Here is a 21,892-nt window from a genome sequence, read left to right as displayed (position 1 = left end):
GCGACGGATCGCCGGGCCGGGACGCAGACAGTCGCGAGACACCTCCCGGGCAGGGTGAGCATCGGATGCTCCTGCGCGGTCGGCCGTCGGCCGGGCAGGCGTCCGCCCGCGCTCACCCCCGCCGCCGCCGAGGTCCTTCTCCTTGTCCGTCTCCCAACCGGTCCCTCGCGCCCCCGCCATGCAGCCGTGGGTGTCGGGGACCTTCCGCCCCCTGTTCAGCGTGTCCGCGATCCTGGCCCTGCTCGCCGGCGCCTGGCTGATCTCCTATGCCGCCGGCGGATCACGCACGGCGGCGCCGCACGGCTTCTACCTCGCCATCGTGCTGGCGGCGCTGCTGCTCGGAGCGCCGGGCGGCGCACTGACCGGCCTCGCCGCGGGCCTGCTCAGCGGCCCCCTTCTGCCGTTGAACGTCGCCACCGGCGAGTCGCAGCTGGCCGCGAACTGGCTGTTGCGCGCGTTCTTCTTCGTGCTCATCGGCGTCATGCTCGGCCTGCTGGTGACCGCGATGCGCCGCAACTACGAGGCCGCGCTCGAAGCGCGGTTCGACCACGAGCTGCGGTTGGCGACCGAATCGGCCGTGCCGACCACCTCCTACCACCAGTGGCAGGTGCGCGAACTGCTCGAACAGCAGCGCTTCACACCCGTGTTCCAGCCCATCTATGCCCTCGACGACGGGCGCCTGCTCGCGGTCGAGGCCCTGACACGCTTCACCACCGAGCCGCCCGAGGCCCCCGACGTCTGGTTCCGTCGCGCCGACGATCTGGGCATGGGCCGCGACCTCGAGGTGGCCGTCATCCTGGCGGCCGTCCGGGTCGCCGACACCGAGGGACTCCCCGAGGACGTGGCACTCAGCCTCAACTGCTCGCCCGGAACCCTGGCCGACCCTCGCCTGCTGCACCTGGTACGGACCAGTCGCCGGCCGGTCGTCTTCGAGATCACCGAGCACGTGCTCGTCGAGGACTACCACGAGCTCGACCGGGCCATGGCGCTGCTGCGCGAGCACGGGGCGCGCTTCGCCGTCGACGACGCCGGCGCCGGATTCGCGAGCCTGCGCCACATCGTGCGGCTGGCGCCGGAGATCATCAAGCTCGACATGTCCCTGACGCAGAACCTGCGCCACGACCCGATCCGTCGCAAGCTGGCGGACTGCCTCATCCGCTTCGCCCGGGAGACGGGCAGCGAGCTGGTCGCCGAGGGCATCGAGCACCACGCCGACCTGGTGACCTGGCGCGACCTCGGGGCACACGGCGCGCAGGGCTACCACCTGGCCCGTCCGGGGCCATTGCCGGTCGACGCCCACTCGCGCATCATCGTCGCCGAGACCGTGGTGGCAGCGAGGGGACCTGCCGGACTGGCGTAACCTGACCCCCGAGGATCGCGAGGGGACGCATGGCGGCGTTGGAGGTGCTGCTCTTCGGCGGCTTCCAGTTGCGCAACGACGGTGAACCGCTCCCGCCGGTGCCTTCTCGCGCCGCACGCTCGCTGATGGCCTACCTGGTGCTGGACCGGGGTGTCCGCCACTCCCGGGACCGCCTCGCGGCGCAGTTCTGGCCCGACCTGCCACCCGCACGCGCCCGGCGCCGGCTCAGCCACACCCTGTGGCAGCTCCAGGACGCCCTCGGCGAACTGCCCGGCGGCTGGGACCACCTGCAGGCCACGACGGACGCGATCGCGATCGACCGGGACGCGCCGTGCTGGATCGACGTCGAGGAGTTCGAACGCCGCCTCGACACCGTCCGGGCGCCCGCCGCCGAGCCACGTCGGGCCAGCGACCGCGCCAGCCTCGAGCAGGCCGTCGAGCTGTACCGCGGTGACTTCCTCGCCGGCCACTACGACGACTGGGTCCTGGCGGAGCAGCAGCGGCTCGCCCAGCGCCACCTCGACGCCCTGTCCGGGCTCATCGGCCTGGCCCGCAGCACCGGTGACTACGCCGAGGCGCTGGTGTTCGCGCGCCGGCTGACCCACCACGACCCGTTGCGCGAGGACGCCCACCGCGAGGTGATGCGCCTGTGCACGCTGCTCGGTCGCACCAGCGACGCGCTGCGCCAGTACGAACGCTGCCGGGAGGTGTTGGCCGAGGAACTGGGTACCGAGCCGGCCGCCGCCACCGAACAGCTCTACCAGCGGATCCTGCGCGAACGTGACGCGGTCGCCGCGCCGCGTCCGCCGGTCCAGCACCCACCGTTCCCCACGCAGCTGCCCCTGGCAGGACGGGACCGAGAGCGTGAGCAGGGTGTCGCCGTGCTCGAGCAGGCTCTGGCCGGACGTGGCGGGCTGGTGCTGGTCGAGGCCGACCCGGGCCACGGCAAGTCCCGCCTGCTCGCCGAGCTGGTCGACGACGGGCTCTGGCGCGGCTTCCGCACGCTGCAGGCGGTCTGCCGTGGCCCCGAGCTCGCGGGCCCGTACGCCGCGGTGCGCCAGTTGCTCGAACCGGTCCTGACCCCGCTGCGGGTCGAACAGCTGCGGCACCGCGTCGAGCCCGTGTGGCTCGGGGTCGTGGCCCAGCTGCTGCCATCCGTCGCCCAGGCGCTGCCGCCCGAGCAACGCCAGGTTCCCGCCGTCCGCAGCGACGAGGCGGCACAACGGCTCCGGCACGCCCTCGCGCGCACCATGGCGGCGCTCGCCGGCCTCGACCCACTGCTGGTGGTGGTCGACGACCTGCACTGGGCCGACGACAGCTCCCTGCAGGTGCTGGTCGACGTCGCGGCACAGGCACCGGAGCACGGTCTGGCCCTGCTGCTCGGCTACCGGGGCGAGGAGGCACGGGCACGACCAGCGGTCTGGGACGCCGTCCGCGACCTCGACCGTCGCGTGCGTCCCGTGCGGATCGTGCTGGCGCCGCTGGACCCCGAGGCCGTCGCCGACGTCGTGCGGGCTGTCGGGCGTGCACGCGGAACCGAGGCCGAGCTGGCCGCCCGCCTCCACCGCGAGACCGGCGGCAACCCGCTGTTCGTCGTCGAGACGCTGCGGATGCTCACCGAAGCCGACGAGCGCGGCGGGAGCGACCCCGCCGGCGGGGACCGCGACATCGGCGCCCTGCCGCTGCCCGCCACGATCCGTGACCTGGTCCTCGATCGGCTCGACGGCCTCAGCACCGAGCAACGCAACGTGGTCGACCTCGCCGCGGTCGGCGGCGACGGCACCGACCTCGACAGCCTCGTCGCCGCCTGCGACCTGCCACGCCTCACCGTGGCCGACGCCACCGCCTCCCTGGTGGGCCGGGCGCTGCTCTGCGAACGCGACGACGGCTTCGGGCTGCAGCACGAGCAGATCCGCCGCGTGGTGCTCGAGGCGATGCCGGCCGCGGCCCGCCGTGCCCTGCACCGCCGTTTCGGTGACGCACTCGAGCACCACCACCCGCGCGCGGTCGACCGGCTCGCGCACCACTTCGTCGCCGCCGGCGACCATCGCAAGGCCGTCCACTACCTGCGTGCCGCCGGCCGGCAGGCAGCCGGCGTGCACGCCTACACCGCGGCGGAGGAGTACCTGCGCCAGGCGGTCGAGACGCAGCGTCGCCGCCCCGCCAGCGTGTCCGCCCGCTTCGCACTGCTGGCCGAGTACAGCGACGTCCTCGACGTCCTGGGCGACCGCGCGGCGCAGCAGGACGTGGTCGCCGAGCTGGCAACGCTCGCGGCCGGCTCGGCGGCACGCGAGGTCGAGGCGCGACGCCGGCAGGCACTGCTCGAGGGACACCTCGGCAACCACGCCGCGGCGCGCGTCGCCGCCACCCAGGCGGTCGAACTCGCCACCTCGGTCGGTGACGAGCCGTTGTCGGCCACCTGCCGCTTCGCGCTGGCGCAGGTGCTGGCCTGGGGCGGTGAGCGCCGCGCCGCCGTGCCACTGTTCGTGCGGGCCGTGCGGGCACCCGGCCTGCCACCGGCGACGACCGTGCAGATCCGCACCACGCTCGCGTCCGTCCTGCGGGAACTGCAGCGCTACCGCGCCGCCGCCCTGGAGCTCGATGCCGCGCTCGACCTCGCCCGAAGCCACGCCGAGACGCGCGAGGAGGCGCAGGCACTCGGCGTCCTCGGCACGGTGCGGATGGAAACGGGACACGCCACCGAGGCGACGGCGCTGTACGGGCAGGCGATCGACCGCTGCCGCGCCATCGGCTTCCCCCGCGGCGAGGGGATCAACCTCGTCAACCGCGCCAACGTCCACTACGTGCGCGGCCTGCTCGCCGCGGCACTTGACGACTACCAGGCTGCCGCCGGGGTCTTCGCCCAGCTCGCCGACCGGCGTGGCGAGGCCGCCGTACGTCTCAACCTCGGGGTCGTCGCGCACGCCGTGCTCGGGGACGACGACCGCGCCGTCGCCGAACTGACCGCGGCGCTGGACTTCTTCGCCGACGCGGGCGACGCCCCGTTCGAGGCCGCCGCCCGCGAGGCGTTGGCCGGCGTGGCGCTACGTGCTGGCGACACCGTCGCGGCCCGCCGCCACGTGAGGACGGCGCTCGCGCTGGCCGCCGCGGGCGACGACGTGCGGGGCCACGCGCAGCTGCTGACCCGCGCCGCCGAGGTGGCGCTCGCCGAGGGCGTGCCCGCCGACGCCGCCCGGTCGGTACGCGAAGCCCTGGCGCTGGCCGAACGGCACGCGCTGACCGAGGTGGCACCGTGGATCCGTGCCCTGCAGGGGCGCGTGCACCTCGCATCGGGTGACCTCCCGGCCGCCGAGCAGGCCACGGCCTCCGCCGTCGCCCTGCTGCACGACGGGGTCGAACGTCCCTGGCTGGTGCACCTCGCCCACCACGACGTGCTCCGCGCCAGCGGTCGCGACGAGGCAGCCCGCCGGGTCGCCGCGGATGCCGCGGACAGCCTGGGCGCGCTGCTCGCCGGCCTGCCGCCCGACGACCGGGCCCGGGCCGAGGACGTCCCCGAGCACCGGCGCATCCTGACCGCGGCGGCCCGCGTCGCCGCCGAGGTGGTGACGGTCCGGGTCGCCGCGGCAACGGCCCCGCGCGGCCGCCCGCTGCGGGCCGCCGAGTACGTCGAGGTCGAGGTCGCGCTTCCCCCCGGACCGGAGGCGCCCGACGATCCGATCCAACGGCGACGCTGGCTGCTGTCCCGGGTGGTGACGCAGATCACCGACCAGGGCGGAGCCGCGACGACGGCCGACCTCGCGGGCCTGCTCGACGTCAGCGAGGCGACCGTCCGGCGCGACCTCGCCGCCCTTCGCTCCGCCGGCCGGCCGATCGAGACGCGCGGCCGCCGGACCGGATGAGCGGTAGGTGACAGGCCCCGCGGCCCGATCGAGACATTCCAGAGACAGTCGCTCGCGACCCTGACGCGGTCTCGTTCCGACCGCCAGCCTGGCGGTCCCCCCTCGACCGCCGGCCCGGCGGTCGTCCGACCGTCACCAAAGGTTGCGCCATGTCCCGCCTCAAGGCCCGTCTCACCGCCCTCTCCGTCATGACCGCCATGGCGATGCTCGCCGCCAGCCCCGCCTTCGCCGGGATCAAGAACCTCGGCCTGTAGCCGGACCGCGACGTCGAGGTTCAGGCGACGGGCCACACGGCCGACAAGACGACGGGGAGTACGTCCAGGGAGCCCAGACATCTCGAGCGCGTCGCGGGGCCGCACCGCCGGTGCGGCCACTGATCCGGCGCCGTCGACGGGAACGCCGACGGCGATGGCCGCGCGCGCACTCCTGGCCGCCGTCTCCCTCCGTCCGCGTGCGAGCGTGGTCCTGGTCGCCGCCCTGCTGTTCGCCCAGTGGGCGCTCAACTCGGTGTTCGGCGCCGGGGTGGTCGTCCCGCACGGCTACTACCTGCCGGTGCTGTTCGTCGCCCTGCGCTTCGGGCATCTCGCCGCCCTCGCCACCGCGGCGGTGGCCGGCCTGCTGGCCGGGCCGTTCACCTACCAGGTGGTCGACTCGGCGACGCACCAGGCGCCCGTCGAATGGGGAACCCGGCTGGCGTACTTCCTGCTGATCGGGCAGCTGGCGGCGTGGCTGGCCCGGCATGCCCGACCCCCGCTGCAGGCGGCCGCGCGTCTGGCGAGGGACGAGCGCGAACTCGTCGCAGCCATCGAGGCGGGTCGACTCGACGTCCACTACCAGCCGGTGTTCGACCTCTCGACCGGTGAGCTGCGCGGCTACGAGGCCCTGGTGCGGTGGGACCACCCCGACGGTCTGCGCGCCCCGGACACGTTCCTGCCGGTCGCGGAGGCGACCGGGCGCATGCGCCAGATCGGTGACGTCGTGCTGTCGATCGCCTGCGAGCAGGCGCAACGATGGCGCCGCGAGGCCGAGGCGGCCGGTCGCCGGCCGCCGGTGCTCGCGGTCAACCTCGCCGCGGAGTGCGTCAGCGCAGACGACCTGCAGGCGCGCGTCGAGCGGGCCCTGCGACGCAGCGGCCTCCCCGCCGAGCTGCTGTGCGTCGAGGTGACCGAGGGCGCCGTCGTCGCCGACCTCGACGGGTGCGCGCGCCGGTTGCAGGCGCTGCGCGAGCGTGGCGTCTGCGTCGCGATCGACGACTTCGGCGCCGGCCACGCCGCACTGTCCTACCTGCACCGGCTCCCGGTGGACGTCATCAAGCTCGACCGCAGCTTCGTCGCCGAACTCGAGGCCTCCGGACCCTCGCTCGGGGTCGTCGAGGTCATCCTGGCGCTGGCGGAGCAGATCGGGGCGCCCGTGGTCGCCGAGGGCATCGAGACCGGCCGGCAGCAGCGGCTCCTCGCGCGCACCGGCTGCCACTTCGGGCAGGGCTACCACCTCGGACGGCCGCTGCCGGCCGGACAACTACCCGCGGACTGGCTCGAACAGCTCCCCGTCGAACCCGCGAGCCGCCCCGCCGTCGGCGCCGACTGACCGGCTGCCCCGCCGTGCTGCCAGGGCGCGGTCGTGCGGTCAGCCCGGGGTCTACCTCGGCCTCAGCGCACCACCGCGCCGTGGCATCACGGCACCGAACGTCGCGTCCGGTCTCCGCAACACGGCCACGGCGCGCGCGCCGGTCACCTACCTTGCGCGGTGCTGCAACCTTCGAGGGAGCCCCATACGTGGATGTCCGCCGACGTCGTCGTGCCCCGCAGCGGACGCTTGCGCTGTCCGCCGTGGTGGCCCTGACGGCCGCACTCGCCCCGGCCGCGCTCGCGCAGACCACCGGCCCGGAGGCCGGCGCGTCCGAGGAACGCGGCATCGAGCGGGTCTGTCCGCCCCCCGGCGACGACGGCGCCCCGCTCGAGCCGGGCGAACCGCGATTCGCGGACGCGCAGGGCACCCACGGTGACGCGATCGAGTGCGCCGCCGACTACCTGCTCGTCTCGGGCTTCACCGACGGCACCTACCGTCCCGGCGCGGCGATCAACCGGGCCCAGATGGCGACCTTCGTGGCCAACTGGGTCGAGGTGGCCACCGGCGAGGAGCTGCCCTTCGACCCGCAGGCCGCCTACTTCCCCGACATCGCCGGTGGCACCCACGTCGACGCGATCAGGAAGCTCGCCGAGGCCGGCATCGTCAGCGGGCGCGCCGACGGCTCCTACGGGCCCGGTGCGAGCGTGACCCGCGGCCAGATGGCGCGCTTCGTCGCCAACGCGATCGACTACGCCGACACGTTCGCGGTCGACGGCTCGCTGCCGCCCGCCGACGACACGGTCTACTTCGCCGACGCCGTCGGCAGCGCCTTCCAGGCCGACATCCAGCGCATCGCCGGCGTCGGCATCGTCCAGGGTGACAGCAGCGGCGACTACGGCGCCGCCCGTCGGGTCACCCGCGGGCAGATGGCGTCGTTCCTGATGCGTGGCGCCGACTACGGCGACCGTGAGCAGCGCTGGCTGCCGACCGCCGTCATCGTCGAGTTCCTCGTCCCGCTCAGCGGGCTGACGGTCCTCGACGACGACGGGCGCCCGGGGCAGGGTGAGCTCGCGGGCCGGGGCGAGGCGACCATCACCGTCGACGCCTTCGACGGCGTCCTCGAGTACACGATCGACGTCTCCGACGTCTCGGGTCCGTTCGCCTCCTCCGGCGGCGCGGCCATCCACCTCGGTGCGCACGACGAGAACGGGCCCGCCGTCATCCCGCTCGCGACCGGTGCACAACTCGACGCGGCCAGCGACGGCGTCGTCACCGGCGTCGTCATGGAGATGGACGTCGACCACCGCTTCGCGGAACTGGTGGAGGATCCCTTCGGGCACTACGTGCTGGTGACCTCCGACGGACATCCCGACGGCGCGGTCCGCGGGCAGCTCCTCGACGCCGGCGAGGACGAGGACGACGACGAACTCGAGGTCGCCGATCCGCCCGGCGAGATCGTCCCACCGCCCGGGCAGCCGGGCGTGGCCTCCTTCCGGTGAGCCAGGAGCTGGGTGACGCCGAGCTCACCCGCCCTGGTGCACCGCCGACGACCGTCCGCTTGGCGCTGCCCACCGGGCGGCGGGTCGCGTTCGTCGCGGCCGGGCTCGTCGCCGCGCTCGTCGTCCTCGGCATCCTTGCGGCGGTCGTCAGGACCGCCGGCTGGGTCTTTCCCGGCAGCGAAGGCCTGGTCGCGCTGTTCCACCTCGACTCGGAGTTCAACGTCCCGAGCATCGCCAGCGTGCTGGGGCTGACCGCCTGCGGCGCCCTGCTGCTGCTGACCGGTGCGTGCCTGCGCGCCCGCGACCTGCCGGACGCGACCCGTTGGCGCTGGCTCGGTCTCGGGTTCGTCCTGCTCGCCTTCGACGAGGGCGCCCGCATCCACGAGCGGGCCAACACGGTGGTCAACGAGCTGGGGATCTCGCTGGCCGCCCTGCGGTTCGGCTGGGTCATCCTCGGCGCGGTCGCGGTCCTCGCGCTGCTGCCGATCTACCTGCCCGCGGTGCTGCGCATGCCGGCGGACCTGCGGCTGCTCGCCATCCTCTCGGCGGCGCTGTACGTCGGCGGCGCGGTCGGGGTGGAGATCGTCGGCGGGCTGCTCTACGACCGCGGCACGGACGATCCGCTCTACCAGGGCGCCGTGCTCGTCGAGGAGACCGGCGAGATGGCCGGCATCGCCCTCTTCTTCGCCACGCTGTGGTCCTGGTGGCGGCGGATCGCGCCACGGACCGAGCTGCTCCACGCCTGACGGGCACGAGCCGGGTCGTGGGCCCGGACCGGGCCGGGTCGGTCGTGCGCCCGGAGCGCGTCCGCTAACGCCGCCCCCCGGCAGGACCGACGGGGAGGTGGACGCGTGACCTACGCGTCGCTTCCGCCATGCCCGGGGACCGCATGTCGCACCGCCGCCCGTCCGCCCGTCCGTTGCTCGCCGTGCTGGTGGCGCTGGGGCTGCTCGTCCTGCCCCCCGCCGACACTTCGGCACAGGCCGCGCCGCTGGCGTTCTCGTGCATGCCGGCCAGCGGACTCATGGGACTCAACACGCCCGAGGGCGTGCTCGCCGGCAAGGTCGTGCTGCCCCAGGGCGTCACCGTCAGCATCGGGACCACCGGGGACGTGAACTGGTCGCAGCCGCAGCTCGACACCGAGAGCGCACGGCTGTTCTACAGCCTCAAGTGGCTCGATCCGCTCACCCGCGAGGCCGCCCGCGGCAGGTCCACGATCCACCTCGAACGCGCCCAGGCCATCGCGCGCGACTTCGCCAGGGACAACCCGCCCGGCCGCGGTTCCCGGCCCCTCGACGTGTGGAACCCGATGTACTCCGGGCAGCGGGCGACCGTCTACAGCTGTCTCGACAGTCTCGGCGACGACCCGGCGATCCGCACGGCGTTGGCCGCGCACGGCAGCTGGCTCGCCGACCCCGTCAACGATCCGGGCAACTGGAACCAGGCCATCGATCCGGCGCTCGGACTGCTCGGTGCCGGCTGCCGCCTCGACCGGGCCGAGTGGCGCAGGCAGGCCGGTGACCGGCTCGGCAGGCTCATCGCGGTCAACATCGACCACCAGGGCGCGATCAACGAGCAGGCGCCCGGCTACGGCGGCTTCATCTACGACCGCTGGGGCATCGTCGCGGACAAGCTCACCGAGTGCGGCCAGCCGGTGCCGTCCGCCATCGCCGCCCGGCGTCCGTTGCTGCTCGACTTCGTCGCCTGGGCCACCGGCCCCGACGGCCGGTTCGTCCAGATCGGCGACACCTACCACGAGCCGCCCCGCGTCGTGGCCGGCTCGCCGACCGCCTACGTCACCAGCGCCGGCCGCGAGGGCCGCGCCCCCAGCGGCACGCACAAGGTCTACGACGCCGGCTACGTGTTCGGTCGCGACACCTGGAAGCCGTTCGCGACCGGTATGCACTACAGCCTGCGGTTCGGGCCCGGCATGGACTTCCACGGCCACGAGGACCACCAGTCGGTCACGCTGGCTGCGTCCGGGCGCCCCGTCCTGGTCGACTCCGGCCACGTCGGCTACACCGACCGTGCCAAGCGGGACCACCTCCGCTCACCCGAGGCGCACAACGTCCTGGTCGCCCGTGGCGAGACGCTGCGCCGGCGCCAGCCCACGCAACTGGTCCGCTCCCGCGGCGGGTCGACGTGGCAGTTCTTCGAGGTCCACGACCGGATCTGGGGCGGCCACGACCGCACCCGCGGGATGCTGGCGGACACCTCGCTGCAGGCATTGCTGATCCAGGACCGCGCCGCGCGCGGCTCGACGGGCTGGTTCGACCAGCTCTGGCACCTGCCCCGCGGCAGCCAGGTCCGCGTCGAGGGCCGCGGCCGCGCCGTGGCCCGGCACCCCAGCGGAGCGCTCGAGACCCACGTGCTGCAGATCCCGCTGCCGGGACAGACCCTGCCGGCCGGCTCGACCGACGTCATCACCGGGCGTACCGACCCGATGCTCGGCTGGCTGGCGCCGTCCGTTGGTGCCTGGCACGCCGCTCCCGTCGTCCGCACGAGCCGTTCGGGCACCTCGACCCGCATGGTGACCGCCGTCGTCCCCGTCCCCACCGGGACCGCCGTCTCCGCGTCCGTCACTGCGGTCGGCAGCCACCTGCAGGTCACGCTCACCGCCGGCGGCACCGTGCGCCGCTACGGACTGGGCAACGACGGCAACATGTGGCTGATCGAGTCCGCGGTCGCCCAACCGCAGCTGCAGCCGACGACCGTGCCCGACGAGCGCACCACCGTCAGCCTCGACGCGGCCTGCCCGCCCGGCACGTTCGCCCCGGCCACGTTCACCGACCTCGGGCGCACCCCCTTCGCCGCCGACATCGCCTGCGCCGTCGACTGGGGCGTCATCAACGGGATCAGCGCCCGCGAGTTCGCCCCGACCCGCACCGTCACCCGCGCGCAGCTGGCGTCCATGCTCGACCGGCTGGTGACCGCCAGCGGCCACCCACGGACGGCCGCCACCACGAAGCGGTTCACCGACGTTCCGGCCGGCAACGTCCACGCCGAGGCGATCGGTCGCATGGCCGCGGCGGGCATCGTCGCCGGCCGCACCGACGGCAGCTTCGACCCCGCGGGCGCCGTCACCCGCGGTCAGCTCGCCACGATGCTCACGCGCCTCCACGAGCAGGTCTGGAACGGGGCCCTGCCGGCGACGACGGCGCGACTGCCCGACGTCCCCGTCGGCAGCGCCCACGCGCGCGGCGCCGGCGCGATGGCCCACCTCGAGGTGATGCCGGTGATCCGGTCGTCCCAGGGCGACTTCGTTCCCGGCGCTGCGGTCACGCGCGCGCAGCTCACCTCGCACCTGATGATGCTGGCCGACCACGGGATCCGGCACGCCGACGCACGGCGCCCATGACCCGCCGACCGGCAGGGCGGAGCGCGCACGCCCCGTACCCGAAGGGCGGTCCCGGTCGCTTGCCCCTACGATCTTCGATCTTTGTTCCCACTTCGCCACGATCTCGGGGGATTCGTGCGACCGTTGTTCCGTACGTTCGCGGCCGTGGCGGCCGCCGCCGTGCTCGTCCCGCTCACCATGACCGCCCAGCCGGCGCTCGCACAGGACGAGGACTCGACGCCGATCGACGGTTCCGTGCGGACCGAGGCGCCGCCGGCGCCCACCGGCGACGAGCCGCCGTCCGGGCTCGACCACGACCCGCTCGCCGACCATCCCGCAGAGCCCTACATCGGCACGGCCAGCGTCGACGCCCAGCGCGGCTCGCTCTGCCTCGGCTACTCCGGCATCGACCGGGACAACCCCGTCGAACAGGTCATGCGCGGCGAGGTCGTGCTCACCAGTCGCCCGGCGGTGCAGGTCATGCGCGACGGGCGCGTCGACTGGAGCCTCAACCCCTACGGCGACAGCACCTGGCGGCTCTGGTTCCAGTCGTTGCGCTGGACGGGGTCGCTGATCCGTTCGCCCGACGCCGCCGCGGTACAGCGCGCCACCGACATCGCCCGCGACTGGACCCGCACCCACGACGTCCAGCGCCTGCAGGGCCAGGACGCCGAGGCGGTCCGTCACCGCTCGAACGTGCTGCTGTGCCTGCGCGAGCGGATCGGTGCCCACGACTGGCTCGACGCCGCGCTCGCCCGCCACGCCGACTTCCTGCTCGCCAACTACAGCGGCGACTGGAACCACGGCCTCGACGACAACCTCGCGTTGTACGGCGTCGGATGCGTGCTCGACCGCGCCGACCTGCGTCGCGCCGCCCTCGAGCGCAACGACAACCTGGCGCGGGTCGCGCTTCACCCCGGCGGCGGCAGCAACGAGCAGGCCGTCGGCTACGACCTCTACGTCAACCGGCGCTTCCGGCTGCTGATGCAGATGGCCGAGCAGTGCGGTGACACGGTCGACGCGACCACCCGCAGGCTGGTCGAGGCGATGCCCAACTTCATCGCCCATGCGACCAAGCCCAACGGCTACCTGCCCAACATCGGCGACTCGTACGCCTACGACCGGCCCGACCCCATCGGCGGCACGCCGATGGAGTACGTCCGCAGCGCCGGGACCCAGGGCACGCCGCCGGCAGACCGGGCCGCCATCTTCGACGCCGGCTACGTGTTCGGGCGCAGCGGCTGGGGCCAGGGCGAGCGCGCCTTCGCCGAGGACAGCTGGTGGTCGGGACGGTTCGGCCCCGCACGTGACGTCCACGGTCACGAGGACCGCACCTCGATCCTGTGGCACGCGCGCGGCCGCGACCTGCTGGTGGACTCCGGGCACGTCGGCTACGAGACCTCGGCGTACCGGCAGTTCCTGCGCAGCCCGCAGGGCCACAACGTCCTCACCGTCTCCGGCGAGACGTGGCGCAGCGCACCGACCCGCCTGACCCGCTCCGAACTGCGGGCCGGCGCGGACTTCGTCGAGTTCGACGACCGCTCCTACCCCAACGCGCCACGGCAGCGCAGCGTGCTGGTCGCCTCCGACCCCGAGGTGGTCGTCGTCTTCGACCGCGCCAGTGCACCGGCCAGCCGCGTGTTCACCCAGCACTGGCACCTGCCGCCCGACATGGCGGCCACCCCGGTCGGACGCTCCTACGTCGACGCACGCACGACCGACGGCACCACGAAGCTGATCCTCCAGCAGGTCGCCCTGCCGGGACAGGAGGTGCCGGCGGGCTCCACCCGCGTCGTGCGCGGGAGCACCGACCCGCTGCAGGGATGGCGCTCGTTCCAGGTCCGTGAGCGCACCCCGGCGCCCACCGTCGAGATGCGCCGAACCGGTACCTCGACCGCCCACCTGACCGTGCTGGCGGCGACCGAGCCGGCGGCCAACGTGTCGTCCGAGATCGCCCGCACCGCCGACGGGTGGCTGCTGCTGCAGGTGCGTGTCGGCGGCGAGACGCTGCACGTGCGCATCAGCCCCGGCGGCTACCTCGGCCGGACCCAGGGGCCGGCGACCCCGGCCGCCCGCGGCACCTTCGCCGACGACGACGGCAGCGTCCACGAGGCCAACATCGAGTTGCTGGTCGCACACGGGATCACGCAGGGTTGCGACCGCTCCGGTACCCGGTTCTGCCCGGACCACGACGTCACGCGCGGCCAGCTGGCGAGCTTCCTGGCGCGTGCGCTCGAGCTGCCCCCCGCCACGCGCGACCACTTCGACGACGACACGGGCAGCGTCCACGAGGACGCCATCAACCGGGCGGCCGACGCCGGCTACGTCCAGGGCTTCGGCGCGCGCACCTACCGGCCCGACGAACCGGTCAGTCGCGCGGCCAGCGCCTCGATGCTCGACCGTGCCCTGGGACTGCCTGCGGCCACGCGCGACCACTTCCGCGACGACGCCGGCAGCGTCCACGAGGACGCGATCAACCGTCTCGCGGAGGCGCAGATCACCCGCGGATGCTCGTCGGACGGCCGCGACTTCTGCCCGACGGAATCGCTCAGTCGCGGCCAGATGGCGTCGCTGCTGGCCCGGGCGCTCGAACTGGAGTGAGCGCCCCGCTCGGTCGGGCGGACGTCACCACCCCGGCAGCGGCTCGGCACCCGGTTCGCCGGTCGCGGCCGCGGACGGGTCCAGCGCCGCGTCCAGCGCCACCACCTCGTCGTCGCCGCCCGCCGGATGCCACGTCACGGTGAGGCGGTCGTAGTCGGCCAGGCGCCCGCCACACAGCAGCTCCACGCGCGCCCGGGCGTCGGCCGTCCCCACGAACGTCCCCGCGCTGGCGCGCACGTCCCCGGCGTGCAACCAGGCGTGGTAGTAGCCCTGCTCCCCGCTTCGGACCCCGGTCAGGTCGAGCGCGACCTCCACGCCGTTGGCGAGCTGGCGCAGCTGTGCCTCACCGACGATCCCGACCGGTTCGTCCGCCTGCAGGGCAACGGCCGCGTCCGGCGGCGGCGGGCGCGAGGCCAGCGTGGCCACGCCCGCGCCGGCCGCCGCGGACAGGACCATCGCCGCCGCGACCAGGCGGATGCGGCCGCGCCGCTTCCGACGCGCGCCGAGGACCCGCTGACGCAGGTCGGCCGGCGCCGTCGGCGTCGCGGACGTCGAGCGGTCGAGGGCACCGAGCCACCGTGCCGTCTCGGCGAGCTCCGCCTGCTCGGCGCGACAGCGCTCGCAGACAGCCGTGTGCGCGGCCACCAGCTCCCGCTCGTCCGGCTCCAACCCGTCGAGGACATAGCCACCCAGGGCGTGGCGGATCTCGTCACATTCGCTCACGGTGTCACCCCGAGTTCCTCACAGGCCAGCCGCAACGTCTTCAGCGCGTAGTAGGTGCGCGACTTCACCGTTCCCAGCGGCAGGCGCAGCACGTCGGCGATCTCGCGCTGGCTCAGTCCACGCTCGTAGGCCAACTCCAGGACGCGACGGTGGTCGGGTGCGAGGCGTCCCAGCGCGGTGCGCATCGCCGCGGCCAGCAGGACACGCTCGGCGTCGTCGTCGACCGCGGCGTCGCGGTCGTGGAGCTCACCGACGGGCCGGGGCCGACGCGCAGCGGTGCGGCGCAGGTCCGCCACCGTCGAGGCGGCGATGGCGAACAGGAACGCGCCGACCGTCCCACGCGCCGGGTCGTAGGTGCCGGCCCGCCGCCAGGCCTTCTCCAGCACCCGCTGGACCAGTTCCTCGGCCAGCTCCTCGTCGCGCAGCCGCTGCAGGCCGTAGCCGTAGAGCCCGTCGGCGTAGCGGTCGTAGAGCACCGTCGCGGCGCGTTCGTCACCGCGCGCGGCCCCGGCGAGCAGTTCCGCCTCGCCGACCGGACCGCGCGTCGATGATCGTCCCACCATCAGTAGCCGTCGTCGCCGGCGGCCGCGCCCACCTCGTCCTCGATCGCCTCGCCCTGCGGGTCGACCACGAACCACACCCCACCGACGCCCTGGCCCGTCACGTCGCCCGGCGCCTGGTCGGAGGCCCAGGTGTAGAGCGGCCAGTCCGCATAGGTCACCTGGGTGGTGCCGTCGCTGCGCTCGGTCGTGCCGAGCAGCGACGGGTCGACGCCCGCGCCCGCCGTCGGCGTGTCCTCGACCAGCAGCGGCGGCCAGGCGACCGCGCAGTCGTCCTCGCAGACGCTCTGACCGTCCTGGTCGTTGGTGAACAGGTACAGCGTCATGCCGTCGGCATCGACCAGCACGTCACCGAGTTCCGTGCTCGCGACCGCCACGTCGCCCTCCCCGCCCGCTGCCTCGTCGCCGCCCGCCTCGCCGGCCGCCTCGCCGGTCTCCTCGCCCGCTTCCTCGCCGCTCGGCGTGTCGCCGGCGTCCGCCGCCGGGTCGTCGGCGGTCTCGCCCGTCGCCTCACCCGCCGGCGGATCCTCCGAACCGCAGGCGGCCAGCACCACCGCCATCGTCACCACGGCCAGTGTGTGCGCTCGCGTCCGCATGGGACAGCCCTTTTCTCGGGATCGCCTGCACTCGATCACCAGGGACTACGTGCGCAACGGCGCCATCGGTTCATCCGGTTCGGCGGCGACGCTCAGCGCCAGGCGTTCCGCCAGGTCGCGACGGTGGCCCAGAAGGCCTCGTCCGGTTCCTCGGGGGTGAACAGCCAGTTGAGGTACTCGTAGTCGGTGTCGCCCGCCAGCGGCCCCTCGGAGGCCGGCCCGCCGCCGTCGAGGCGGTAGGTGCGGTACCCGAGCCCGTCGAGGATCGGCTGCAGCCCCTCCTCGGAGCCGCGGCCCGGCAACACCTCGCAGATCATCCACGGCCGGTGGCGCTCGAGCGTGTCGCGCGCCCCCGCCAGCACGTCGGGTTCGGTGGTCTCGGTGTCGATCTTGAGCAGCGTCGGCACCTCGCCGCGCTGGGCGACGTCGGAGTCGAGCCGTTCGATCTGCACCTCGACCTTGCGGGTCGAGGGCCGGAACGCCTCGTTGAGCGACGACGAGGCGTCCGACTGGTCCGACAGGTGGAAGATGGCGGTCGTGTCGTCGCGTCCGAACGCCATCGACAGCACCTCCACGTCGAGGTGGTTGCGGCGGATCAGCCGCCGCGCCACCTCCACGAGCTCGGGCGTCGGCTCGACCGCGACGATCCGGTGTGCCGGCGCCAGCCCTTCGCGGACCAGCAGCGCCGCGGTCAGCGCGAACACGCCGATGTTCGCGCCCACGTCGTACACCAGTCCCGGCGGACGCAACTGCAGCGCCGCACACCAGGCGGCGAGGGTGTCCGGCTCGTAGCCCGCCAGGCCCACCTCGTGCAGCCGCTTTGCCACGAACGCCCGCGGCGGCGCCTCGACCAGCAACGGCGGCAGCGGGGCCGTGCCGGCGGGCACCGGCAGGCGGGTGGTGAACCGGCGCTGTGTCAGCGTCGGCGCCTGCGTCGGGCGGTCGACGCCCTCGGCCGGGCCGTCCGCCGCGACCTCCGACGGCGTGCCCGCCGACGCCTTGCCGGCCGGCTTGCCCGCCGCCGGCTTGCCCGCCGCCGGCTTGCCCGCCGCCGGTGTCGCGCCGGGTCCTCCGCGGCCACGTCGCCACCGGCGGCGCACGCGTCGCAGCAGTCCGCGGGCGATCCGGGTGGCCTGGTTCATGGCATCAGCCGGGCCCCCGGCGCGTCCGGCGGCAGGTCCTCGACCAGGATGCGCCGCCACTGCTCGGCGACCCCCGGCAGGTCGAACGCCTCGGTGACCTGCGCGCGGGCCTCGTCCGCCGCCGCGTCGTAGCCGCCTCCGTGGACGAGGTCGAGGATGCGCTCGACCATCTCGTCGACGTCGGCGTGCACCCAACGGTCGGCGTAGATGGTCCGCGAGCCCGGCCAGTCACGGACGAGCGGGACGGCGCCCGACGCCATGCCCTCGGCGGGGGAGAGGTGGAACGACTCGTCGTCGCTGGTGGAGAGCACGAACCCGATCTTGCGCAGCCACGCCGCGACGTCGGGACCGAACCCGTCGAACACCACCCCGTTGCGCAGCAGCGCCGACGACTGCAGCCGGTCGAGGCTGTGCTGCAGCTCACGCTGCTCGTCGTCGTCCTTCCAGATCCACCAGTAGTCCCACGACAGCTTCGACTTGACGAACAACATGAAACGCGGGTCGACAGCACGCAGGCGCTCGACGACGTCGATGCCGAGATCCAGCCGCTTCCGGGTGACGGGGGACACCCCGATCATGCCGAGGTGGAACCGGGCCGCCGGATCCTTCGGGCGGTCGAAGGCGTGCACGTCGACCCAGTTGGCGATGGTCACGACCCGTTCGGGGGCGAAGTCGGTCAACTCGCGGGTGAGGTCGGCGTAGTGCGGGCTGACCGCGATCACCTGGTCGATGGCGTCGTGCTGCACGTCCGCCGGATAGTGGGTGTAGAGCTCGAAGCGGTGCAGGCGCAGGATCAGGCGCTGCCCCTCCCGCTTGTGCCGCGAGTACCAGGCCGCGTTGCGGCCACACCACTCGAGGATGACGACGTCGGCCCAGTCGTTGAGCTCGCGCGAGCGGGCCTCGTCGTGGTCGTTGAGCGAGGCCCACGGGTCGATGCGGACCTCGACCTGGGGCAGGGCCTGCAGGTCGTCGAGGATGCGGGTGAAGAACTTCAGGTCGTGGCTGGCGACGACCACGCGCAGCGGGCGACCGTCACTGCGGGCCAGCGCCGGCGCGTCGGGGAACACCCGCCCCAGTTCGATGCGCAGCTCTTCGCTCGCACGCTCCAGGGTGTAGGCCGCCGCGGCGGTGCGGCAGCGCTCCGCGGCCAACTTCCAGCGTTCACCGTCGCGGGTGACGTCGAGCAGCACCTCGACGACCTCGTCCTCGGTCGCGGCGAACAACGGATAGTCGGCACCGAGCAGCGCCTCGTGCGCCGGGGTGCGGTTGAGCACGACCGGCAGTCCGAGCGAGCCGTACTCCAGCACCTTCGTGGACAGCTCGAGGCTGGCGTCGAGCTCCGCGTCACGCCACGACATGCCGACGTGGGCGAGTGCGGCCTGGGCCATCGCCTCGGCGCGTGGGCGTCCGCCGTGCCAGACGACGCCGACACCGTTCTCCAGCCCCTCACGCATCCGGTGCGGGAAGTCGGGCATCACCTCGTCGCCACGGTGGATCTTGTCGCCGACCGCGTGCAGCTGGGCGGTCACGCCGTGTTCGGCGAGCCGGGCCGGCAGCTGCGTCATCTCGAGGGTGTTCCAGCGGCGGGCGAACTTGCCGATGTAGACCAGCTGCAGGTCGTCGGTGGCGGGCGGCTCGTCGGTGGCCGAGACCTGCGCCGCCGGCACGATCGGCGGGAACAGCGCCGTCTTGCCACAGGTGGCCGGGACGCCGGTCTCGAGGAAGGAGCGCAGTTCCTCGGTCTGGCACAACACGACCCGCGAGGCGTCCGCTATCGCCGTCAGCTGGTCGACGGCCTCGTCGGTGAGCTCGACGACCGTCTGCGGGATGTCGGTCAGGTAGGTCCACAGGCGGCCGTGCAGGCGGCCGTCCTCGACGACCGTGCGCACGAGCCCGAAGCCGCGGAGCACCACCAGGTCGAAGCGGTCGGCGGCGTCCAGCTCCGCGGCCAGCTCGGCGAACTGCGCCGGCGTGAGCTGTCCCTCGCCGAGGTCGGCCACCGTGCGCTCCGCGTGGGGGGCGTGCACGACGATGCCCGCGTGGTCCGCCAGCGGCTGCAACAGCCGGTCGGTGGTGACGGCGGCCTTGAGGACCAGGGTCACCTCGACCCCGGCGTCGGCCAGCGCCAGCGCGGTGGACTGGGCCCACACCGCCGAGCCGTCGATCACGTTCATGTCGACGTCGCCGTACAGCAGGGCGCGCAGGCGCCGGGTCACGGGGTCACCTCGCCGGTCGTGGCCTGGGGTTCGTGGAGTCGGGGCACACCGAGGCTGCGCAGCCCCAGCGGCGTCCAGCGGTCGGCGGCGGTCCGGCCGCGCCGGCGGACCAGCTCGGCGCGCAGCAGCGTGCCGGTGTCGGGCAGGCGCTCGGCCGGTCCCAGCCGGTCGGCGTACCCGACCGCGTCCGGGAGCGGCCCGAGCTCGGCCGCCAGCAGCAGGTCGTGCAGGTGGTCGGGGTGCAGCTCGGCGCCGGCGTCGAGGCGCACCACCCACGGCGTCGGCGCGGTCAGGGGCAGGGCGCCGCGCGAGGGGCCGGTCGCGATGACCTGGATCCCGGCGGCCTCGAGTTCGGCCAGGGCGCGGTCGTGCAGGCCGGGTTGCGCGCCGCGGGCGACCACGACCTGCGGGCGGGTCCGCTGGGCCAGCGCGGCGGCCACGAACGGCTCGGCGTCGCCGTCGAGGTCGGTGACGACCGTCACGGCCCGCTGCGGGGTCGGATCCACCTGGTGGCCGAGGTGGCCGCCCAGGCGGCGCAGGGCCGTGTAGGGCGAGGCGACCGCCGCGAGGTGGCGCAGCTGTCGCCAGCGGGCCGCGTCGTCGGCGGGCGCGGCGGTCAGCGCCTGCTCCAACGCGTCCGGCAGCTCGTCGGCGGTGTCGACGAAGGTGACGAGGTCGCCGACGAGGTCGCGCAGCACGGGGTTCGGGCCGCTGACGACGCGGGCGCCCGACAGCAACGCCGCCAACGTCGGGCCGACCGCGTCGGTGCCGTCCGGCGCGCTGGTGAAGGGCGAGGCGAGGACCACGGCGGCGTCGCGGTAGGCCGCGTAGCGGTCGTTCGGGGTGGCGACGGACAGCTCGGCGCCGGTCTCGACCGCCACGTCGGCCAGCCGGGGATGGTCGAGGAGGTCGACCACCACGCGGGTCGTGGTGCGCCGGGCGGCGGCACGCAGGGCCTCGCGCAGGAGTCCGACCGGTGCGCGAGGACCACCGGTGTGCAGGTGGACGACGCCGTCGCCGCCCCGGGCCGCGACGTCGACGTGGTGCAGGTCCGCGCCAGGGGCCCAGGCCGGCCCGAGCCGGCCGTCGGCGGAGAGCACCACGTCACAGGTCGCGGCGACCGAGCGCAGCAGCGGCAGCGACGCCGCCGGCGCGTCCCACCACCACACGGTCGACACACCGGCCGCCGACGCGGCGGCGAGCACCTGCGCCAGGTCGCGGTCGCGCTCGACGGACACGGACGTTCCGCCGCCCGCCCAGGGCGAACCGTGCAGGACCGCACTGGCCTGCACGAGCACCGCCCCGGGACGCATCCGCTCGAGCAGCAACGCGGCGTCGTGCGGCAGCAGGCGGGTCACGGCGGCGTGACGGCCCAGCACGTCGGCGAACTCGGCGGTGCCGACGACGGCGAGCGACGGGGCGACGTCGGCGGTGAACCGGGTCGTCAGCCCGTCGACCAGTCGCCACCGCTCGGCCGGTTCACCGCTGCGTTCCTGCGCCTCGGCACCGCCGGCGTGCTCCTCGGCGACCTCGGGGGTCGTGGTGGCCGGGGCCTCGCGCTCGCGCAGGGCCTTGGCCAGTTCTTTGGGCAGCCGCTTGGCGGCACCCGGCGAACGCGTCGAGCGGACCAGCGCGTGTCCGACGCGGTAGCTCGTCGAGGTCTCCATCTGTCCGAGCTTGCGCTGTGCGGTCCGCAGGTCGCGCTTGAGCACGCGCTCGCGTTCACGGTGTTCCGCGGCGTCGTCGCGCAACCGGTCGAGCTGGCGTTCGAGGTAGGCCAGGCGGTCGCGCAGGTGCTCGGCGTCGCCCTCGTCGCCGTCCTCGCCGCCCTCGAGGCGGGCCAGCAGCAGCGGAACCAGCGCCCGCTCGAGCACACGACGGTTGTGTTCGGCCAGATCGTCGTCGCCGGTGTCGGCGTGGCCGCCGTCCTGGTCGCGGTCGCCGCTGTCGCCGGCGTCGGCGTGGCCGTCGTCCTTGCCACCGTCGCCGGCGCGCACCGCGACCACCGCGCTGGGTGCCACCTCGTAGAGCAGTTCGCCGAATCCCAGCACCCGCCAGCCGGCGTCGGCGAGTGCGGCACCCAGGCCCAGCACCGGCGCGTGCTCGAGCCCCGAGCGCAGGAAGACCACCGCCCGGGCGCCGGCGGCGGCCCCGTCGAGGTCGCCGACCGCCTCCTGCGGATCCGCGCCGGCGGCGACCCGCGTCACCAGCAGACAGCGCTGGTCGCGGGACACCTCGATGTCGGAGGTGACCGGGACGTGGGCGACCTCCGCCGGCAGCCCGACGACGCCGCGCAGGTCCGGGTCTCCCGGGTGCAGGTCCAGGGCGTGGCTGACGCCGTCGAGATGGGGGCGCAGCAGGTCGATGGTGCGCTGCGGCCGCGCGGGGGAGTGGCGCATGAGGTGGACGTTCCTCGGACGAAAACGTCG

General features: G+C 74.3%; 13 protein-coding genes. 7 read left to right on the top strand and 6 right to left on the bottom strand.

Annotated features, from left to right (window positions below):
• Positions 1-142 precede the first annotated feature (142 nt).
• The 7 genes from ACERMF_RS11965 to ACERMF_RS11935 all read left to right on the top strand — a co-directional run bounded on the left by ACERMF_RS11965 (position 143) and on the right by ACERMF_RS11935 (position 14,226).
• A complete protein-coding gene (locus tag ACERMF_RS11965) occupies positions 143-1,360 on the top strand; it encodes an EAL domain-containing protein (RefSeq protein WP_373669336.1) in 1,218 nt (405 codons plus the stop codon).
• 29 nt (positions 1,361-1,389) lie between these two features.
• Positions 1,390-5,220, top strand: coding sequence for a BTAD domain-containing putative transcriptional regulator (locus ACERMF_RS11960; protein WP_373669335.1), 3,831 nt, complete (start codon positions 1,390-1,392; stop codon positions 5,218-5,220).
• A gap of 408 nt (positions 5,221-5,628) precedes the next feature.
• Entirely contained in the window at positions 5,629-6,807 is a 1,179-nt protein-coding gene (locus tag ACERMF_RS11955; protein ID WP_373669334.1) for an EAL domain-containing protein, read from the top strand.
• A 188-nt stretch (positions 6,808-6,995) separates the two neighbouring features.
• Positions 6,996-8,288: an S-layer homology domain-containing protein gene (locus ACERMF_RS11950; RefSeq protein ID WP_373669333.1), complete on the top strand. Its 1,293-nt coding sequence runs from the start codon at positions 6,996-6,998 to the stop codon at positions 8,286-8,288.
• On the top strand, positions 8,285-9,034 hold the full coding sequence (locus tag ACERMF_RS11945) for a hypothetical protein (RefSeq protein ID WP_373669332.1): 750 nt from the start codon (positions 8,285-8,287) through the stop codon (positions 9,032-9,034). The genes ACERMF_RS11950 and ACERMF_RS11945 overlap by 4 nt, the downstream gene beginning before the upstream one ends.
• A gap of 143 nt (positions 9,035-9,177) precedes the next feature.
• Positions 9,178-11,646 carry an S-layer homology domain-containing protein gene (locus tag ACERMF_RS11940; protein ID WP_373669331.1) on the top strand — a complete coding sequence of 823 codons (2,469 nt, stop codon included), beginning with the start codon at positions 9,178-9,180 and terminating at the stop codon, positions 11,644-11,646.
• A 123-nt stretch (positions 11,647-11,769) separates the two neighbouring features.
• Positions 11,770-14,226: a heparinase II/III family protein gene (locus ACERMF_RS11935; protein ID WP_373669330.1), complete on the top strand. Its 2,457-nt coding sequence runs from the start codon at positions 11,770-11,772 to the stop codon at positions 14,224-14,226.
• Positions 14,227-14,250: 24 nt separating this feature from the next.
• Here the strand turns inward: ACERMF_RS11935 and ACERMF_RS11930 are convergent, their stop codons facing one another.
• From ACERMF_RS11930 to ACERMF_RS11905, 6 genes are all read right to left on the bottom strand, one after another.
• Complete coding sequence (locus ACERMF_RS11930; RefSeq protein WP_373669329.1) at positions 14,251-14,949, bottom strand: anti-sigma factor; 699 nt, start codon at positions 14,947-14,949, stop codon at positions 14,251-14,253.
• Positions 14,946-15,512 (bottom strand): RNA polymerase sigma factor, encoded by a 567-nt coding sequence (locus tag ACERMF_RS11925; protein ID WP_373669328.1) that lies wholly within the window; start codon positions 15,510-15,512, stop codon positions 14,946-14,948. The genes ACERMF_RS11930 and ACERMF_RS11925 overlap by 4 nt, the downstream gene beginning before the upstream one ends.
• Positions 15,512-16,105: a hypothetical protein gene (locus ACERMF_RS11920; RefSeq protein ID WP_373669327.1), complete on the bottom strand. Its 594-nt coding sequence runs from the start codon at positions 16,103-16,105 to the stop codon at positions 15,512-15,514. The genes ACERMF_RS11925 and ACERMF_RS11920 overlap by 1 nt, the downstream gene beginning before the upstream one ends.
• 92 nt (positions 16,106-16,197) lie before the next feature.
• Entirely contained in the window at positions 16,198-17,247 is a 1,050-nt protein-coding gene (locus ACERMF_RS11915; protein ID WP_373669326.1) for an FkbM family methyltransferase, read from the bottom strand.
• Entirely contained in the window at positions 17,244-19,463 is a 2,220-nt protein-coding gene (locus ACERMF_RS11910; protein ID WP_373669325.1) for a glycosyltransferase, read from the bottom strand. The genes ACERMF_RS11915 and ACERMF_RS11910 overlap by 4 nt, the downstream gene beginning before the upstream one ends.
• Entirely contained in the window at positions 19,460-21,862 is a 2,403-nt protein-coding gene (locus tag ACERMF_RS11905) for a hypothetical protein (RefSeq protein ID WP_373669323.1), read from the bottom strand. The genes ACERMF_RS11910 and ACERMF_RS11905 overlap by 4 nt, the downstream gene beginning before the upstream one ends.
• Positions 21,863-21,892: the final 30 nt, after the last annotated feature.

Source organism: Egicoccus sp. AB-alg6-2 (assembly GCF_041821025.1).
Lineage (GTDB): Bacteria > Actinomycetota > Nitriliruptoria > Nitriliruptorales > Nitriliruptoraceae > Egicoccus.
Note: the sequence above shows the minus strand (reverse complement) of the source record. Positions and strands in the feature narration are given on the sequence as shown.

Coding starts and splice junctions, on each gene's coding strand:
- ACERMF_RS11960 (WP_373669335.1), top strand. CDS start 1,390: ATGGCGGCGTTGGAGGTGCTGCTCTTCGGCGGCTTCCAGTTGCGCAAC.
- ACERMF_RS11955 (WP_373669334.1), top strand. CDS start 5,629: ATGGCCGCGCGCGCACTCCTGGCCGCCGTCTCCCTCCGTCCGCGTGCG.
- ACERMF_RS11940 (WP_373669331.1), top strand. CDS start 9,178: ATGTCGCACCGCCGCCCGTCCGCCCGTCCGTTGCTCGCCGTGCTGGTG.
- ACERMF_RS11925 (WP_373669328.1), bottom strand. CDS start 15,512: ATGGTGGGACGATCATCGACGCGCGGTCCGGTCGGCGAGGCGGAACTG.
- ACERMF_RS11920 (WP_373669327.1), bottom strand. CDS start 16,105: ATGCGGACGCGAGCGCACACACTGGCCGTGGTGACGATGGCGGTGGTG.
- ACERMF_RS11915 (WP_373669326.1), bottom strand. CDS start 17,247: ATGAACCAGGCCACCCGGATCGCCCGCGGACTGCTGCGACGCGTGCGC.
- ACERMF_RS11905 (WP_373669323.1), bottom strand. CDS start 21,862: ATGCGCCACTCCCCCGCGCGGCCGCAGCGCACCATCGACCTGCTGCGC.